Genomic DNA, 13,182 nt, shown 5'->3' with positions numbered 1-13,182 from the left:
CGAGGATCTCCCACCATGCCATACAGCCCCTTCAGCCTCTTTGCCTTCGCGACGAGCCGCTCGTTCGGCGAGCGGCTCGCGGCCCATCTCGGCGTCACGCTCACGGCGCACGAAGAGCGCGCGTTCGAGGACGGCGAACACAAGACGCGCCCGCTCGTCAGCGTGCGCGGACACGACGTCTATGTCGTGCAGTCGCTGTACGGAGAAGCGGGAAGCTCCGTCAACGACAAACTGTGCCGGCTGCTCCTGTTCATCGGCGCGCTCAAGGACGCCTCCGCCGCGCGCGTCTGCGCGGTCGTGCCGTACCTGTGCTACTCCCGCAAGGACCGACGATCGCAGCCGCGCGATCCGGTCTCCACGCGCTACGTGGCGGCCATGCTCGAAGCCGTCGGCGTCGATCGCATCGTCACGATCGACGTGCACAACGTCGCCGCATACCAGAATGCGTTTCGCTGCCCGACCGAACACCTCGAAGCCAACGGGCTGCTGGTCGACTGGTTCGCCGGGCAGGCGGGCGAGCTGCCCATCGTGGTCGTGTCACCGGATGCCGGCGGCGTGCGCCGCGCGGAAGATTTTCGGGCGAGGCTCGCCACGCGGCTCGGCCGCCCCGTCGACGCGGCCTTCGCGGGCAAGCTGCGCAGCAGCGGCGTCGTGACCGCCAAGCCGCTCGTCGGCGACGTCGCGGGCCGCTGCGCGGTCATCGTCGACGATCTGATCGGCTCCGGCACGACGCTCGCCCACACCGCCGCCGACTGCCGGGCATTGGGCGCGCAGTCTGTCTATGCGGTCGCGACGCACGGGATGTTCTTCGACCGCGCCGCCGAACTGCTCGGCGGCGACGCGCTCACCGCGCTTGCCGTCACCGACTCGGTGCCGCCGTGGCGCGTGCCGCCCGGCGTGCTCAGAGACAAGCTCACCGTGCTCGACAGCGCCCCGCTGTTCGCGGAGGCGATCGCGCGCATCCATCGCGGCGGCTCGCTCACGGACCTGCTGCGGCGCTGATGCGCGCCGCCGTCCACAGGCGCTCGCAGCAACCGGCGTGCCGCTGCGCGAGCGCGACGTATGCGCGCGCGCGATCGCGCCAGACCGGGGTCGCCCGGAACGCCTTCTCGCGCAGATGCCAGGCGGCCAGTCGCGCGCGCGTCATCGCGCGGCAGCTCTGATAGAAATGCACGAGCGCGTCGTCGACGGCGTCGCCGCTCGCCGCGCGATATTCGTCCAATAGCGCGCGCGCGAAGTCGGGCGCGCCGAGTCGCTCGCATTCGAGTGCGAGAAAGCCGATCTCGTCGGCCATATCCTGCGTGCGCAGCCGCCTGGAGAATTCCAGGCAATCGATGATCGCGATCTGCGCGTCGATGCAGACGTGCTCGGGCCGCAGATCGCCATGCCCTTCCACGATGCGCCCCTGCCGGACGCGCGCGTCGAAGCGGGCGGCCTCGGCGTCCAGCAGCGCACGCTGCAATACGCAAACCGCCCGAACGACCTCGACAGGCTGCTCGAACATCGGCCGGCGCAACGCACGTTCGTTGCAGTCGATCGTTCGGCGCAAGCCGTCGCGGTACAGATCGGCGCCGCCTCGCGCGGGGGCAAGCGAGCGGTAGAACGCGCTCAATCGCTCCGCGACGCGACGCGCGTCTGCCCGCGTCGCGGTCCCGTGCAGCAGCGCCCGGTCGAGCATCCGTTCAGCAGGCAGGCGCTTCATCTCGACGAGCCAGTCGACGATCTCGCCCGCGCCATTCGGCCTCAAGCGGCCGTCCGAATCGATCGTGAGCGGCACCGCATCGAGATAGACGTCCGCCGCAAGCCGGCGATTCAATCGGACTTCCTCGTGGCAGAAACGCGCGCGCGCGGCGAGCGAGCGAAAATCGAGCTGCGACGCCCGCACCGGCTTTTTGAGTTTCCACGCATGGCGATCGGTGAGGAATACCCAGGACATGTGCGTTTCGATCGCCGTCACCGCATGCGCGCCGTCCGGCCAGGTAGCGGGCTCCCGCAGCCGGGCGACTTTCTCCATCAGCGAGGCGACGGGCGACCGCCCACGATCCGCATCGATCATGCAAGCCTCTGATCCGAGTACGCGATTCGCACCGCTCAGATCGCGCATTGAGCGTGGGTGGCGCGGCGAGGCGCACGCGTCCCCGACGGCCGCGCACCGGCTCGCCGCGCGACGTTTCGATGCCGATGCGCCGCCATCGACACGGCCAGCATAGATTTCGGCGCGGCGGCAATGTTGCGCGAGATCAAGCGCGGGCGCGTTGCCGCGGCGCTCGGCCGCCGCTTTCACGGACGCAACGCACGATCAGGGCTTCCAGCGATAAACGGTGATGCTGTTGCCCTTGACGTTGTTCTTCGTGACCACGTATTCGCCCGTCGATCGGAGGTATGCCCTGACGCCGTACATCGAATCGACGGCGCTGCTGGCGTCGACGGTGGCGGTGCTGGTGTTGACCAGCGTGGCGTCGAGCTTGCCCGTGGCGAGGTTGAAGGCGTCGATGTCCGGCCTCGCCGGCCCGCCGCTGCTGAACCAGTAGCCGACGAACAGGTGATTGCCGGCCGCATCGATCGACTTGGCGCCCGCGCTGGCGAGATTGATCACCGGATCGGGCGCGGTGGTGTTGCCCGCGCGCCAGCCGTGATACACCTCGATCCGCGTGCCGATCGACGTCCAGTCCGCGCTCCCCGCGATGCCCTGCGCGAGAATCATGGTGTCGCTGTCCGCGAGGTAGACGATGCGCGTCAGCGGCTGGACGCTCGCGGGAATGCGGACCGGAATGCCGGCTCCCCATGCCGGCTTGCCGCTCGCGTCGAAACCGGTCAGCGGGTAATGGTAGATCGAGCCGGTCTTGTCCAGCCCCGCCCACACGCCGCCCTTGCTGTCGATGCAGAATCCGCCCGTGACCCGCTGGGTCGTATTGAACGCGGGGCCGGGAATCGATGCGTCCGGAATGGCGACGTAGCCATTCGCGTTGTCGAAATGGAAAAAGTAGAAGATCGGCGGATTCTGGCCGGACGCCACGAGAATCCGGTTCGCGCCAACGGCGACGAGTTGCCCGAAATGCTCGTCGCGCTGCGTATCGTTCATGTCGATGCGCGGGTCCGACGGGTAGGAGAACGGATCGACGGTGTTCGCGACGAAGGCGCCGCCGGCGCTGCCGGCATGGATGTTGGTGCCGCCGTAGAACAGCGCGCCGTCCGTGGCCGGGTCCGGCGCGGCGACGCCCTCGAAGTTGAGGGACTGAAGCGTCCACTGCAGGTTGCCGGCGCTGTCGTACGCATGAATGTCGGTGCCGCCGTTGCGGCCGAGGTCCCAACTGCCGCCCCACGGGTTGTTGAGCACATAGAGATTGCCGGCGGTGTCCTTGCCGATGCCGGCGACGCGGGTGAAGCGCTTCGCGCCCACCTGGCCCTTGATGCCCGTCGTGGCGTCGAGATAGCCGCCCCGAATGCCGAACGTGCCGGCGAGCGCCGGCGTGCCCGAGACGTCGTAGCGCTTGATGTTCATGTCCGGGCCCTCGTCCCCGACCATCAGTTGCCCCGACGACGCATCGAAATCGAGCGCGGACGGCTGCGATCCGACGGGCATCCGGATGGTGTTCAGCAACGCGCCGGCCGGGCTGAACTCGACGATCGCGCCCGCACTCTTGCGTGCGACCCAGACGTTGCCTGCGCGATCCACGGCGAGCGCGCCCGGGCCCGAGACGCCGATGTCCCGCTGCCAGACGCCGCCCGTCGTGAAGATCCGGACGCGATTGCCGTAGAAGTCGCTCGCATAGAGGAGCGAGCCCGCGGTGGCGAGCCCGGTGACGACGTCGACCCGAGGCTGGTTGTTCGACGCGCTGACCTGAATGAAAAGATCGCGAGCCCGGGTGGCGCGGTTGTAGCGCCCGACCGCGCCGCTTCCATGCGACTTGTCGTACTGAAGCGCGACGAAGATCGACGTCGCGTTGCCCGTGATCGCGCCGCCCTGAAACTCGGCGTGCGAGCCGATCGAGCCGAGGCTCTTGCCGTTCTGATAGATCGCGACGCCGCCCTCGTATTCGTCCCACATCGAGGACGTGTAGATGACGCCTTCGGGCGCGACCCACATCGAACGCGCGGTGTTGCCCACGTGGGCCGCGAGGGTGCCGTAGGTGTTCGCCAGCCAGTCGGTGGTGTTTTGCGCGTGACAGGCCGGTGCAATCGCGGCGATCGCTGCCGCGACGAGCGCAGCATGCATTCGTCTTGTTTCGACCATGACTGATGCCCTCCTGAATGTGGCAATCATTCACGTGAATGGTCGGCCAGCCGGATTTCTCGACATCCGTGATCGGTGATTGATGAAATCTTCCTCGGTATCGCTGGCGCAGTCTGCAGTCTGTATTGCGTCCGGTGTACCGTCAACGTGCGCGTGACGAACGCGTTGCTGCCGGGGGGGGTGGCATTGGCATTGGCATTGGCGCGCCCTCATCCGGAATCGCACTACAATCCGACATTCGTTCCGACGACAGCGTCCCGCACCATGCCCTTCCTTCGAATCTCGATCCTCACCGCGCTGGCCGCGGCCATCTGCGCGGCCGCGCATGCGCAGACAGTCGACGACACGCCTGCGGCCGCCCCGGCATGCGCAATCGCGATCGTCACGGGCGTCGGCGGCGCCGCGCCGAATCTGCGCGAATATCTCGCCGCGCGCGAGCGCGATCGCTACCGCTATCTCGCGGACCATCCGCTCGACTGCCGCGTGTCCGAAGACGGCCGCGCATCCGGCTGCGCCGGCCTCGCGTATCTGCGCCGCGAGCGCGTCAGCGTGTACGACGACGGCGACGACACGATGCTGGACGTCGTCGCGCGCATCGACCTCGATCACGGCACGTATCCGGCGATCATCTCGGTGCTGAAGCGCGACGTGCGGTGCGAGCAGTAAGCGCCGCAATCCGATCGAGCGTCCGTGCTGTCAGGGCGACGAGTGCACGGCTGCGCCCGCGTTCATTCGACATACGCCGCGAGATTGGCCAGCGATGAGTTCATGCCGGTTTCATGATCCGCTCGATCGATGCCGGGCGGAACGTTCTTGGCCGTCACGGTAACGATCGTGCCGCCCTCCGCCGCCCTCAGACTCCATGTCATCGTCATCGTTCCGGCAAAGGCCGGATCGGCGGCGGCGAACTCGAAAGCCTGAACGATACGTTCCTGCGGCACGAGGTCGACAAATCGACCCGCCACGACGTCAGTATTCGCGGTCGATTTGCCGGAAGCCGTAGCGAAGGCAAGCGTCATCTGAAATCGCCCGCCCGTCCACGGCTCGAAAGCCTGGACCTGCGCGGTCGCGCCCTGCGGCGGCAACCATGTCGACACGGCGTCGCACCTCACGAACGCATCATAGATCGTTTGGCGCGACGCCTTGATCAGCCTTGCCGCCGTGTCGCGGCGGCCTGTCAAACGGGTCATGGTTCTGCTCCATCCTTTTGCGCCGGCCTGTACGGCCGGATCGGATTCGATCATGAGCCGCCCCGTCCGCGCTCGGCAACACGATCGGACCGATCCGGTCATGCGGCTGCCGCCAGGCTCCCGTGCGGATCGATCACGAATTTCTTCGGCACGCCAGCATCGAATTCCGCATATCCGTCCGGCGCCTGGTCCAACTCGATGACTGCCACATCCACGAGCACCGGCAAAGGCCGGCCCCGGACACGGCAGATCCATGCCGGCATCGTTTTATAATGCAACCATGGCATGCTGGAATGCCAATGCGATTTTGCAACAATCCTGCGTCCGCCCATCACCGGGGGCGCAACGGCCGATCCCGCGCCATCACGGACTCGACGTGCGCGGCCGTCTGCTTTTTGGGAATCAAATGGGCAAGCGAACTAGTCACAAGGAAAGCGGCTGCGGCGTCGCGCGTCCGCTCGACGCGATCGGCGACAACTGGTCGTTGCTGATCGTGCGCGACGCATTCGACGGTCTGCGGCGGTTCGGCGAGTTTCAGGAAAGCCTCGGGCTCGCGAAGAACATCCTCGCGGCCCGGCTGCGCAGCCTCGTCGAGCACGGCATCTTCATCACCGTGCCGGCGTCGGACGGCAGCGTCCATCACGAATACGAGCTGACCGAAAAGGGGCGCGCGCTGTTTCCCTTGCTCGTCGCGCTGAGGCAATGGGGTGAAGACTATTGCTTCCCCGGGAGTGCCGCGCGCGTGCGCCTCGTCGATCGGCAAACGGGCCGGCCGGTCAAGCGCGTCGAAGTGTACGCTCAGGACGGCAACCTGTTGCAGCCTGAGGACACCGTCGTGCGTGTCGTCAAACCTCGCGCGGCAACTCGCGCGGCAACCAAGTCGAAAACGACGGGTTCCCGTTAAGCCGATACTCGCGACTTGGCGGCCGTAACCGCCTGCGCCCGCTCCGCCGAAGCGGCGCTCACGATCTCGCAACGCCGGCAAATTGGCGTCGCTTCATCCCGCTCCCGTCGCCCGCCTCAGCGGGCCGCATTCGGCGAACGCCGAGCGCGGCTGCCCTGCCGCACGAAAACACCACGCCGCGCGCTCGTACACGAATCCTCCATGCGCTCTTTTCTGGGCGGCTCGCGGTCAATCGCCCATTAGGTTGCAATATGAAACCACGAATGCTATAAAGCGGCATTGTCGGCCTCATCGGTTCGGAAAAAAGGAACATACGATGCAATCGCAACGTGGAACGACATGCGCCTACGGCGCGACGCACAGCCGACCGGGCTCGCCGCCGCCACAAGCAAGGCGGCACACCTGAATCAGGCAATCCGAGCCGATGCGGCCGGGCGTTCGCGTCTTGCCTTCGTCAAATCGATGCATTCCTCAATATCATCGCCATGAAATTGATCGGCACCTACTTCTCGCCGTTCGCACGTCGTGTCGGCGTTGCGCTCAACGTTCTCGACATCGGTTTCGAGCACGATCCGTTGAACGGCTATACCGAGGCCGCGCGCGCCGACTTGCTGAATCCGGTCGGCAAAGTGCCGGTGCTCGAACTCGACGACGGCACCCGCCTGATCGACAGCGGCGCGATTCTCGACTTTCTCGACGAGCGAGTCGGCCCCGAGCGCGCACTCGCCCCGCGCTTCGGCGCGCCGCGTCAAGCGATGCTTCAACTCGCGGCAATCGCGACGACGATTTACGAGAAAACCACCGCGCGCTACGCGGAAGAGCACCGGGCGGACAACGGTACGCAGGCCGATCTGATCGACCGCTATCGCACGCAAACGCTCAACGGCTTCACCGCGCTCGACGAAGTCGTTCGCTCGGGCGGCCCGATCCGCTCGACCGCGCTGAATCTGGCGACGATCACCGCCGTTGTTGCGTACGACTATGCGCAAGCAACCCATCCGGATCTCGATTTGGGCTCGCATGCGCGTGCGCTCTCCGCCGTCGCCGCGTCCGTCGCGGACCATCCCGCATTCGCCCGCACTCGCCCGTAGAACGCCGCGATCGAAATGAAAAAACGTCGACGCCGCGCAAAAGCGAGCGCCGCCATATCGCCGCATTTCGACAGGACACCACACCATGACTGACCGAATCTGCTTGATCACCGGAGTGGGCAGCGCGACCGGCTCGTCGATCGCCCGCCGGTTCGCCCGCGACGGCTACCGGGTCGCGATGCTCGCGCGCAACCGCGAACGTCTGCTCGACTTCGAGCGCACGATCGAAGGCAGTCGCGCATTCGTCTGCGACGTCGGCGATCTCGACGCACTTGCAACGACAGTCGAAGCCGTGCGCAACGAGTTCGGCCGGCCGTCGGTCGTCGTCCATAACGCCGTGTCCGAAACGTTCGCGACGTTCCTCGAAGCGGACCCCGCACGGCTCGAGCGCAACTTTCGCGTGAACACGACGGCGCTGCTGCATCTTGCCCGCGCGTGCGCGCCGGGCATGATCGAAGCGGGAGGCGGCGCGATCATCGTGACGGGCAACACGGCTTCGCTGCGCGGCAAGCCGAACTATGCGCTGTTCGCGCCCACCAAGGCCGCGCAGCGGATTCTCGCCGAAGCGCTCGCGCGCGAACTCGGCCCGCAACGCGTGCATGTCGGTTATGTGATCATCGACGCGGCGATAGACGCGCCCTGGCTCGGTGAAGACGGCCGCACGCGGCCTGCGTGGGTCGAACCGCCGAAAGGCTGGCCATTCGCGCGCGACGAGTACTTCGCGCACCCCGACGCGATTGCCGACGAGGTCTTTCACATCGCGCATCAACACCCGTCGACCTGGTCGTTCGATCACGTGATTCGCCCGTTCGCAGAGAAGTGGTGAACGCGGGCCCTCGACCAGGGTCTGTTTCCATACGAAACGCACATGCGTTGCCACGAGAACGGCCGCTCGCGAGGCGCGCGCCGCTGCATTGCGCGATCACGCCCGGAAGAAGCGGCATCGCCGCAACCGCGCGTTCAATCGCCGGCGGCGGGCAAATAGACGACCGTGTTCGTCGCACTCAGCGGGCCGCCATCGTGCCGCAGCAACTCCAGCCGGCGAATCGGCCGCTCGCTGCCTCGTTCGATCAGCATCGCGTAGCGCTCGCCTTCCGCATACAAATAAGTCTCCGCCCACTGATGCAGCGTGACGATGACCGGAAACAGCCCTTCACCGAGCTTCGTCGGCGCGTACTCGAGATGAGCCGACCCGTCCGACGCCTGCTTCGCCTCCAGCACGCCTTTTGCCATCAACGTCCGCAACCGGTCATTCAGGATGTTGCTTGCAATGCCGAGATGACGTTGCAATGCACCGAACCGCCGGACGCCTTCGAGCACCGCGCGAACGATCAATAGCGACCAGCGATCGCCTATCACGTCCACCGCGCGCGCGACGGGGCAAATCGCCTGAATTTCCACGCAGTTTCGCTTGATCATTGGAATCTCCCTTGTTCGGTATCGAGCCTTTCCCGGAAGGTGCTCGGCATGCGCGCCGATGCATCGGCCGGTCCGAATTCGTCACATTACCCGGACTTTCACGATCAAATTAATGCTTCCAAATCCGCTTGTCCATACGCGCGACTGGCCGGCGTGACGTCGACTCGCCGGGCAACCGAACGAGGCGCCTCATTGGGCGAATCAGCCCGCCCAATTCCCAGCGCAAACGCGCCTTTGTGCGCGAACTCCCCAACAAACCAGCAACCAATATTCGCTCATAAATTATTCTCAAAATATAAGTTGCAATCTGCAACCTTAAGAAAAATAATCCGGTCTCACAGACGCAATCAACCATAACCAATAAGAATTTTCTGATTCAGTCCTTATTTCGATCTCCATTTTTATTCGATCGGATCACCAGCCTCATCAATCTGAAATTTCATTGTCTTCATATTTTGAATTCAGGCATTCAAATTAACCTGACCTCACATCGCGTCAAAGTTCGATCATGCCTACCGTCAAACTTCTTCCGCAAAACATCGAGGTTCAACTGCCGTCCGGAAGCTCGCTGACCGAGCTGGAGTTCGAGCTGCACGGGCAGGAGTCGATCCCGTTCGGCTGCCGTGCGGGCGCATGCGGCGCGTGCGTCATAGAGGTTCTGGAAGGGCTCGATCAGCTCGGCAAGCGCTCGACGGGCGAAAGCGCCTTTCTCGACACCTTGGGCTATGCGGGCGACGCATTCAGATTGGCGTGTCAATGTCGCGTCAACGGAGCGGTCGCGATTCGCGTCGCAGCGCCTCACACCTGATACCGCGAATCGCCGCACCGGATTCACCTCGTATTTTCCTCAACCAAACAAGGAAATCATCATGGTTAACCGCGTAAAAAATACCGGACTCGGAAATCGGGTTCCTTTCTTGAGCTCCCATGATTCCGACGAATTGCGCAAGCAAATCGACGCGCTCATCGATACGCAAATCGAGAACTGGTATGAAACGGTTCCGTATGCCGCGCATCTGGAAGGCAAGAAGGTCGATTCCGAATACTACAAGCGCCATTTGATCGAGACCGCATGGAGAATCCGCTTGCTGCGCGTGTCCGAATCGAAGGCGCTGGCGGAAATCGCGAAGCAAAGCCCGGAAGCCGCGCAGATCTGGGCGAACTACGAGCGCGAAGAGATGTTGCACGACGAGCTGTTCATTCAGGATCTCGCGCGAGCGGGCGTGAGCCGCGATCAGTTTCTCGCGACCGAGCCGTATCTGTCGACGAAGCTGCTGACGGGCTACTTCTCGTACCTGCTCGACCACGAAGGTCCGCTCGGCGTGGTCGCCTATTCGTACCTCGTCGAATACGTGAACGTGAAGCTCGAGCCGCGCAAGATCAAGGCGCTGAAGGAATCCGTCGGCGAAACCAACATTACCGGCCAGGTCGCGCACTCGCACACCGACATCAACGACGACCATCCGGGCGAAGTGTGGCAGGCGATCCGCCACCTGCTGCGCAGCGATGACGACATCGATGCGTTCAAGCGCTACTTGGGTGAGCATCAGTCCGTGCTCGCGCTGTACTTCAAGGAGCTTTACGAAGACAAGATCCAGGCGCCGCTGAAAGCGGCCGCCTGACGACGGGAGGACAGGCGATGGCATCCACAGGTGTCCTGATCTTGAGCCACTGCGGCTTCTCGTTCGCGGAGGATCTGATCGCCGCAATCCACGCACGCGGCCTGCAAGCGTACGTCCTGAGCTCCAAGCCCCTGCCGGAACACGGCGACGCGCGTCTGCAGGCGTTGCGGGACAAGGCGGAAGCGGTGCTGTCGGCCGATTCGCACGTGCTCGCGGAAAACGACGTCCTGCATGCCATCGCCGCCCTGCGCGAATCGAATGCCGCCGTCATCGCGTGCGTCAGCGTGTGGGAAGGCTATCGCGCTCTCATGGCGCTCGCGAACGCGAGCCTCGACGTGAGCGACGTGCCGGCCAAACGCATCGCTGCGCTGCGCGACAAGCATTTCGTGCGCAACGCACTGCAACGGGCGGAACTGTCCCGCAGCGGCGCGCGCCTGCTGACACCCGAATCGCTCGACGTGCTGAAACGCGACGGGCGGGCGTACTTCGTGAAGCCCGCACGCGGCATCGCGTCCTACGGCGCGTTCCGGCTGACCGCCGATACGACGTGGTCGACGCTCGCCGACATCGCGACGCGCGCGCGCGACGACACGGTTTATGCATCCGCGCTCGGCGACGACATCGCGTTCATCGCCGAGGATTACGTCGCCGGCATCGAGTTCAGCTTCGAGGCGCTGACCGTGAACGGCGAAACGTTCGTCGTGGCGATCCACGAGAAATGCCAGTTGACCGAGGCGAACGGCACCGTACTCGAAGACAGTTGCACGAGTCCGCCCGTCTCGATTTCCGCGGCCGGCATCGCCGCGGGAATCGACTGGCTGCGCGCCGTGCTCGCCCACTTCTCGCTCGACTGGGGTTGCTTTCACGTCGAAGCCCGCTTCGACGGCGACCGGTGGGATCTCATCGAGATCAATCCGCGGATCGGCGGCAGCCTGATTTCACCGAGCGTCGGCGCGCTGAACGAAGAGGCGAACCTGCTCGAACTATGGCTCGATCTGCTGCTCGCGCAGACGAAGGAACGCGCGAATCCATCGTTCCGCGACACGCTCGCGCGCCTCGCCTATACGGCGAACGGCACGCCCCCCACGGCGAACGCGACGTTTTTCCGGGTGTATTTCGCCGCACCCGGCCACATCGACCGCATCGAAATCCGGCCGCTCAGCCGGCCGCCCGCGCTCACGCACATTCTGCTGAAGGCAGGCGACGTCGTCGAGCAAGCGTCAAGGGAAGTGTTTCTCGGCCAACTGCTGTGGCACATGACGCGGGATGCGCAGAAAGCCGAGCTGCCCGCGCTCCTTGCCGAGTCGGCCAACGCGATCGATGTGCACTACCACTCATCATCCATCGCATTGGAGGCATAAATCGTGAATGCCCAATCGTCGTTGCTGCTGATCGTCGATTACAACCTCTCGCGGATATCCGACGTCGAGCACATCGCCGCTTACGCACGCCTGCGCCACGGCGCGCAAACGCTGCTGATCCGCGCGCAGCCGACCGAACGCGACGCGCGGATCTGTGACTACGTGCTCGATCTCGACCCGCTCGCCGAAGATTTCGCCGACACCGCGCTGCAACGCCTGGCGCCGTGGCGCGCGCGGCTGCGGGCCGGCATGGTGTTCTCCGACAACGCGGTGCAAAGCGGCGCCGCGCTGCTCGAGCGGCTCGGCCTGCCGGTCGATTCCGCGCCGCTCGCCGCGAGTGCGTTCAGCAAGCGCGCCTATCGCGTCGCCGAGGCCCGCGCGCGCGAACTGCTCGAAGCCCAGCATCTGTTCGTTCCTGACAGCGCCGACGTGAAAGACGTCGCCGATCTGCGCGAATTCGCCGCATCGCATCCGGAGGGCTTCGTCGTCAAGCCGTCGTGCGAAGGCAACAATCGCGGCGTCGTGGTGGTCAAGCCGGGTGACGATCTGGATGCCGCGTTCGCGGCCGTCGCGCCCTATCTTTCTCGCGGCGCGATTTGCGAGACCCTGATTCCGTTCGCCCGGGAATTCTCGTTCGACGGCGTGGGCGCAACGGAATTCATCACGGAGAAGATCAGCGCCGAAGGCCGCTATCCGGTCGAAATCGCGCAGGTAGTGCCCGCCGCGCTCACGCCCGCCGAGCGCCGCACGCTCACGCGGAGCGGACGGCTCGCGAACGTGCTGGTCGGGCAACGCGACGGCCCGTTCCACAACGAGATCAAGCTCGACGACGACGGCCGGCTCGCCGCCGTCGTCGAACCGAACCGCCGCCCGGCCGGCATGAAGATATGGACGATCGCCGCGGAAGTCTACGGCGTCGACTTCTACGCGCTTTGGGTCGACGCCGCGTTCGGCGTGCCGCGCGAGCCGAGCCTGGCGACGTCTGGCCGGCAAGCGGCGACCGTGATGCTCGGCGCGCCGGCCGACCGCGTCTTCACACCGCCCGACATCGAAACCGGCATCGCATGGTTCGAGCAGGCGCTCGACAGCGCAGCGCGCAAAACCAACACGGGAGCGCTGCGGCGGCTGGCGTTCGATTGGCTTTCCGAACGGTCGCGCGCCATCCCGGCCGTGCCGCGCGACAACGCGGACTTCGTCGCGCAGGCATGCTTCGCGACCGACGACGATGCGGCCGACATGCGCGCGCTCGTCGCCGCCGTGCGCGATGCGTGGCTCGCGCAACTCGCGCGGGCGCCGATCGGCGCCGGCGAAGCGGCAGCGCGGCGCGGCGCCGCTCTCGCGGCCTGAACGGAGCCCGAACC

General features: G+C 65.3%; 13 protein-coding genes and 1 pseudogene. 9 read left to right on the top strand and 5 right to left on the bottom strand.

Annotated features, from left to right (window positions below; genetic code table 11):
• Positions 1-15: 15 nt before the first annotated feature.
• The gene (locus WS92_RS03575; RefSeq protein WP_006028437.1) at positions 16-1,002 is read left to right on the top strand and encodes a ribose-phosphate diphosphokinase; all 987 of its coding nucleotides are present in this window, start codon (positions 16-18) and stop codon (positions 1,000-1,002) included.
• Here the strand turns inward: WS92_RS03575 and WS92_RS03570 are convergent.
• Together WS92_RS03570 and WS92_RS03565 are read right to left on the bottom strand one after the other, a co-directional pair.
• Entirely contained in the window at positions 980-2,056 is a 1,077-nt protein-coding gene (locus WS92_RS03570; RefSeq protein WP_015603633.1) for a hypothetical protein, read from the bottom strand. The two genes, WS92_RS03575 and WS92_RS03570, sit on opposite strands and share 23 nt — an antisense overlap.
• Before the next feature lie 243 nt (positions 2,057-2,299).
• Positions 2,300-4,234: an SMP-30/gluconolactonase/LRE family protein gene (locus WS92_RS03565; protein WP_059933574.1), complete on the bottom strand. Its 1,935-nt coding sequence runs from the start codon at positions 4,232-4,234 to the stop codon at positions 2,300-2,302.
• Positions 4,235-4,381: 147 nt separating this feature from the next.
• Here WS92_RS03565 and WS92_RS03560 point away from each other — a divergent pair, with 147 nt between their 5' ends.
• The gene (locus tag WS92_RS03560) at positions 4,382-4,900 is read left to right on the top strand and encodes a hypothetical protein (RefSeq protein WP_082743859.1); all 519 of its coding nucleotides are present in this window, start codon (positions 4,382-4,384) and stop codon (positions 4,898-4,900) included.
• A 62-nt stretch (positions 4,901-4,962) separates the two neighbouring features.
• Here the strand turns inward: WS92_RS03560 and WS92_RS03555 are convergent, their stop codons facing one another.
• Both WS92_RS03555 and WS92_RS03550 read right to left on the bottom strand, forming a co-directional pair.
• Positions 4,963-5,424, bottom strand: coding sequence for an SRPBCC family protein (locus tag WS92_RS03555; RefSeq protein WP_059933672.1), 462 nt, complete (start codon positions 5,422-5,424; stop codon positions 4,963-4,965).
• A 98-nt stretch (positions 5,425-5,522) separates the two neighbouring features.
• Positions 5,523-5,654: pseudogene (locus WS92_RS03550) on the bottom strand (formaldehyde dehydrogenase, glutathione-independent); the annotation flags it as partial.
• A 176-nt stretch (positions 5,655-5,830) separates the two neighbouring features.
• On the opposite strand from WS92_RS03550, the gene WS92_RS03545 reads away from it, so the two are divergent.
• The 3 genes from WS92_RS03545 to WS92_RS03535 all read left to right on the top strand — a co-directional run bounded on the left by WS92_RS03545 (position 5,831) and on the right by WS92_RS03535 (position 8,245).
• Positions 5,831-6,328 (top strand): winged helix-turn-helix transcriptional regulator, encoded by a 498-nt coding sequence (locus WS92_RS03545; protein ID WP_006028432.1) that lies wholly within the window; start codon positions 5,831-5,833, stop codon positions 6,326-6,328.
• Between the two features lie 485 nt (positions 6,329-6,813).
• Entirely contained in the window at positions 6,814-7,419 is a 606-nt protein-coding gene (locus WS92_RS03540) for a glutathione S-transferase family protein (protein WP_009914102.1), read from the top strand.
• 85 nt (positions 7,420-7,504) lie between these two features.
• Positions 7,505-8,245 carry an SDR family NAD(P)-dependent oxidoreductase gene (locus WS92_RS03535; protein ID WP_043282967.1) on the top strand — a complete coding sequence of 247 codons (741 nt, stop codon included), beginning with the start codon at positions 7,505-7,507 and terminating at the stop codon, positions 8,243-8,245.
• 134 nt (positions 8,246-8,379) lie between these two features.
• Here WS92_RS03535 and WS92_RS03530 read toward each other — a convergent pair whose 3' ends face one another.
• Positions 8,380-8,838: a winged helix-turn-helix transcriptional regulator gene (locus WS92_RS03530; protein WP_009914101.1), complete on the bottom strand. Its 459-nt coding sequence runs from the start codon at positions 8,836-8,838 to the stop codon at positions 8,380-8,382.
• 508 nt (positions 8,839-9,346) lie between these two features.
• On the opposite strand from WS92_RS03530, the gene WS92_RS03525 reads away from it, so the two are divergent.
• The 4 genes from WS92_RS03525 (at position 9,347) to WS92_RS03510 (ending at position 13,168) form a co-directional block, all read left to right on the top strand.
• The gene (locus WS92_RS03525) at positions 9,347-9,646 is read left to right on the top strand and encodes a 2Fe-2S iron-sulfur cluster-binding protein (RefSeq protein ID WP_059933577.1); all 300 of its coding nucleotides are present in this window, start codon (positions 9,347-9,349) and stop codon (positions 9,644-9,646) included.
• 109 nt (positions 9,647-9,755) lie between these two features.
• Complete coding sequence (locus WS92_RS03520) at positions 9,756-10,460, top strand: heme oxygenase-like domain-containing protein (protein WP_006028427.1); 705 nt, start codon at positions 9,756-9,758, stop codon at positions 10,458-10,460.
• A gap of 17 nt (positions 10,461-10,477) precedes the next feature.
• Positions 10,478-11,821: an ATP-grasp domain-containing protein gene (locus WS92_RS03515; RefSeq protein ID WP_059933580.1), complete on the top strand. Its 1,344-nt coding sequence runs from the start codon at positions 10,478-10,480 to the stop codon at positions 11,819-11,821.
• Positions 11,822-11,824: 3 nt separating this feature from the next.
• Positions 11,825-13,168 carry an ATP-grasp domain-containing protein gene (locus WS92_RS03510; RefSeq protein ID WP_059933583.1) on the top strand — a complete coding sequence of 448 codons (1,344 nt, stop codon included), beginning with the start codon at positions 11,825-11,827 and terminating at the stop codon, positions 13,166-13,168.
• Positions 13,169-13,182 lie beyond the last annotated feature (14 nt).

It is taken from the genome of Burkholderia sp. MSMB1588, assembly GCF_001546925.1.
Lineage (GTDB): Bacteria > Pseudomonadota > Gammaproteobacteria > Burkholderiales > Burkholderiaceae > Burkholderia > Burkholderia humptydooensis.
Note: the sequence above shows the minus strand (reverse complement) of the source record. Positions and strands in the feature narration are given on the sequence as shown.

Bases quoted from the DNA above. Each gene is read 5' to 3' on its own strand.
- WS92_RS03575 (WP_006028437.1), top strand. From the start codon at position 16: ATGCCATACAGCCCCTTCAGCCTCTTTGCCTTCGCGACGAGCCGCTCG.
- WS92_RS03570 (WP_015603633.1), bottom strand. From the start codon at position 2,056: ATGATCGATGCGGATCGTGGGCGGTCGCCCGTCGCCTCGCTGATGGAG.
- WS92_RS03565 (WP_059933574.1), bottom strand. From the start codon at position 4,234: ATGGTCGAAACAAGACGAATGCATGCTGCGCTCGTCGCGGCAGCGATC.
- WS92_RS03555 (WP_059933672.1), bottom strand. From the start codon at position 5,424: ATGACCCGTTTGACAGGCCGCCGCGACACGGCGGCAAGGCTGATCAAG.
- WS92_RS03545 (WP_006028432.1), top strand. From the start codon at position 5,831: ATGGGCAAGCGAACTAGTCACAAGGAAAGCGGCTGCGGCGTCGCGCGT.
- WS92_RS03540 (WP_009914102.1), top strand. From the start codon at position 6,814: ATGAAATTGATCGGCACCTACTTCTCGCCGTTCGCACGTCGTGTCGGC.
- WS92_RS03535 (WP_043282967.1), top strand. From the start codon at position 7,505: ATGACTGACCGAATCTGCTTGATCACCGGAGTGGGCAGCGCGACCGGC.
- WS92_RS03530 (WP_009914101.1), bottom strand. From the start codon at position 8,838: ATGATCAAGCGAAACTGCGTGGAAATTCAGGCGATTTGCCCCGTCGCG.
- WS92_RS03525 (WP_059933577.1), top strand. From the start codon at position 9,347: ATGCCTACCGTCAAACTTCTTCCGCAAAACATCGAGGTTCAACTGCCG.
- WS92_RS03515 (WP_059933580.1), top strand. From the start codon at position 10,478: ATGGCATCCACAGGTGTCCTGATCTTGAGCCACTGCGGCTTCTCGTTC.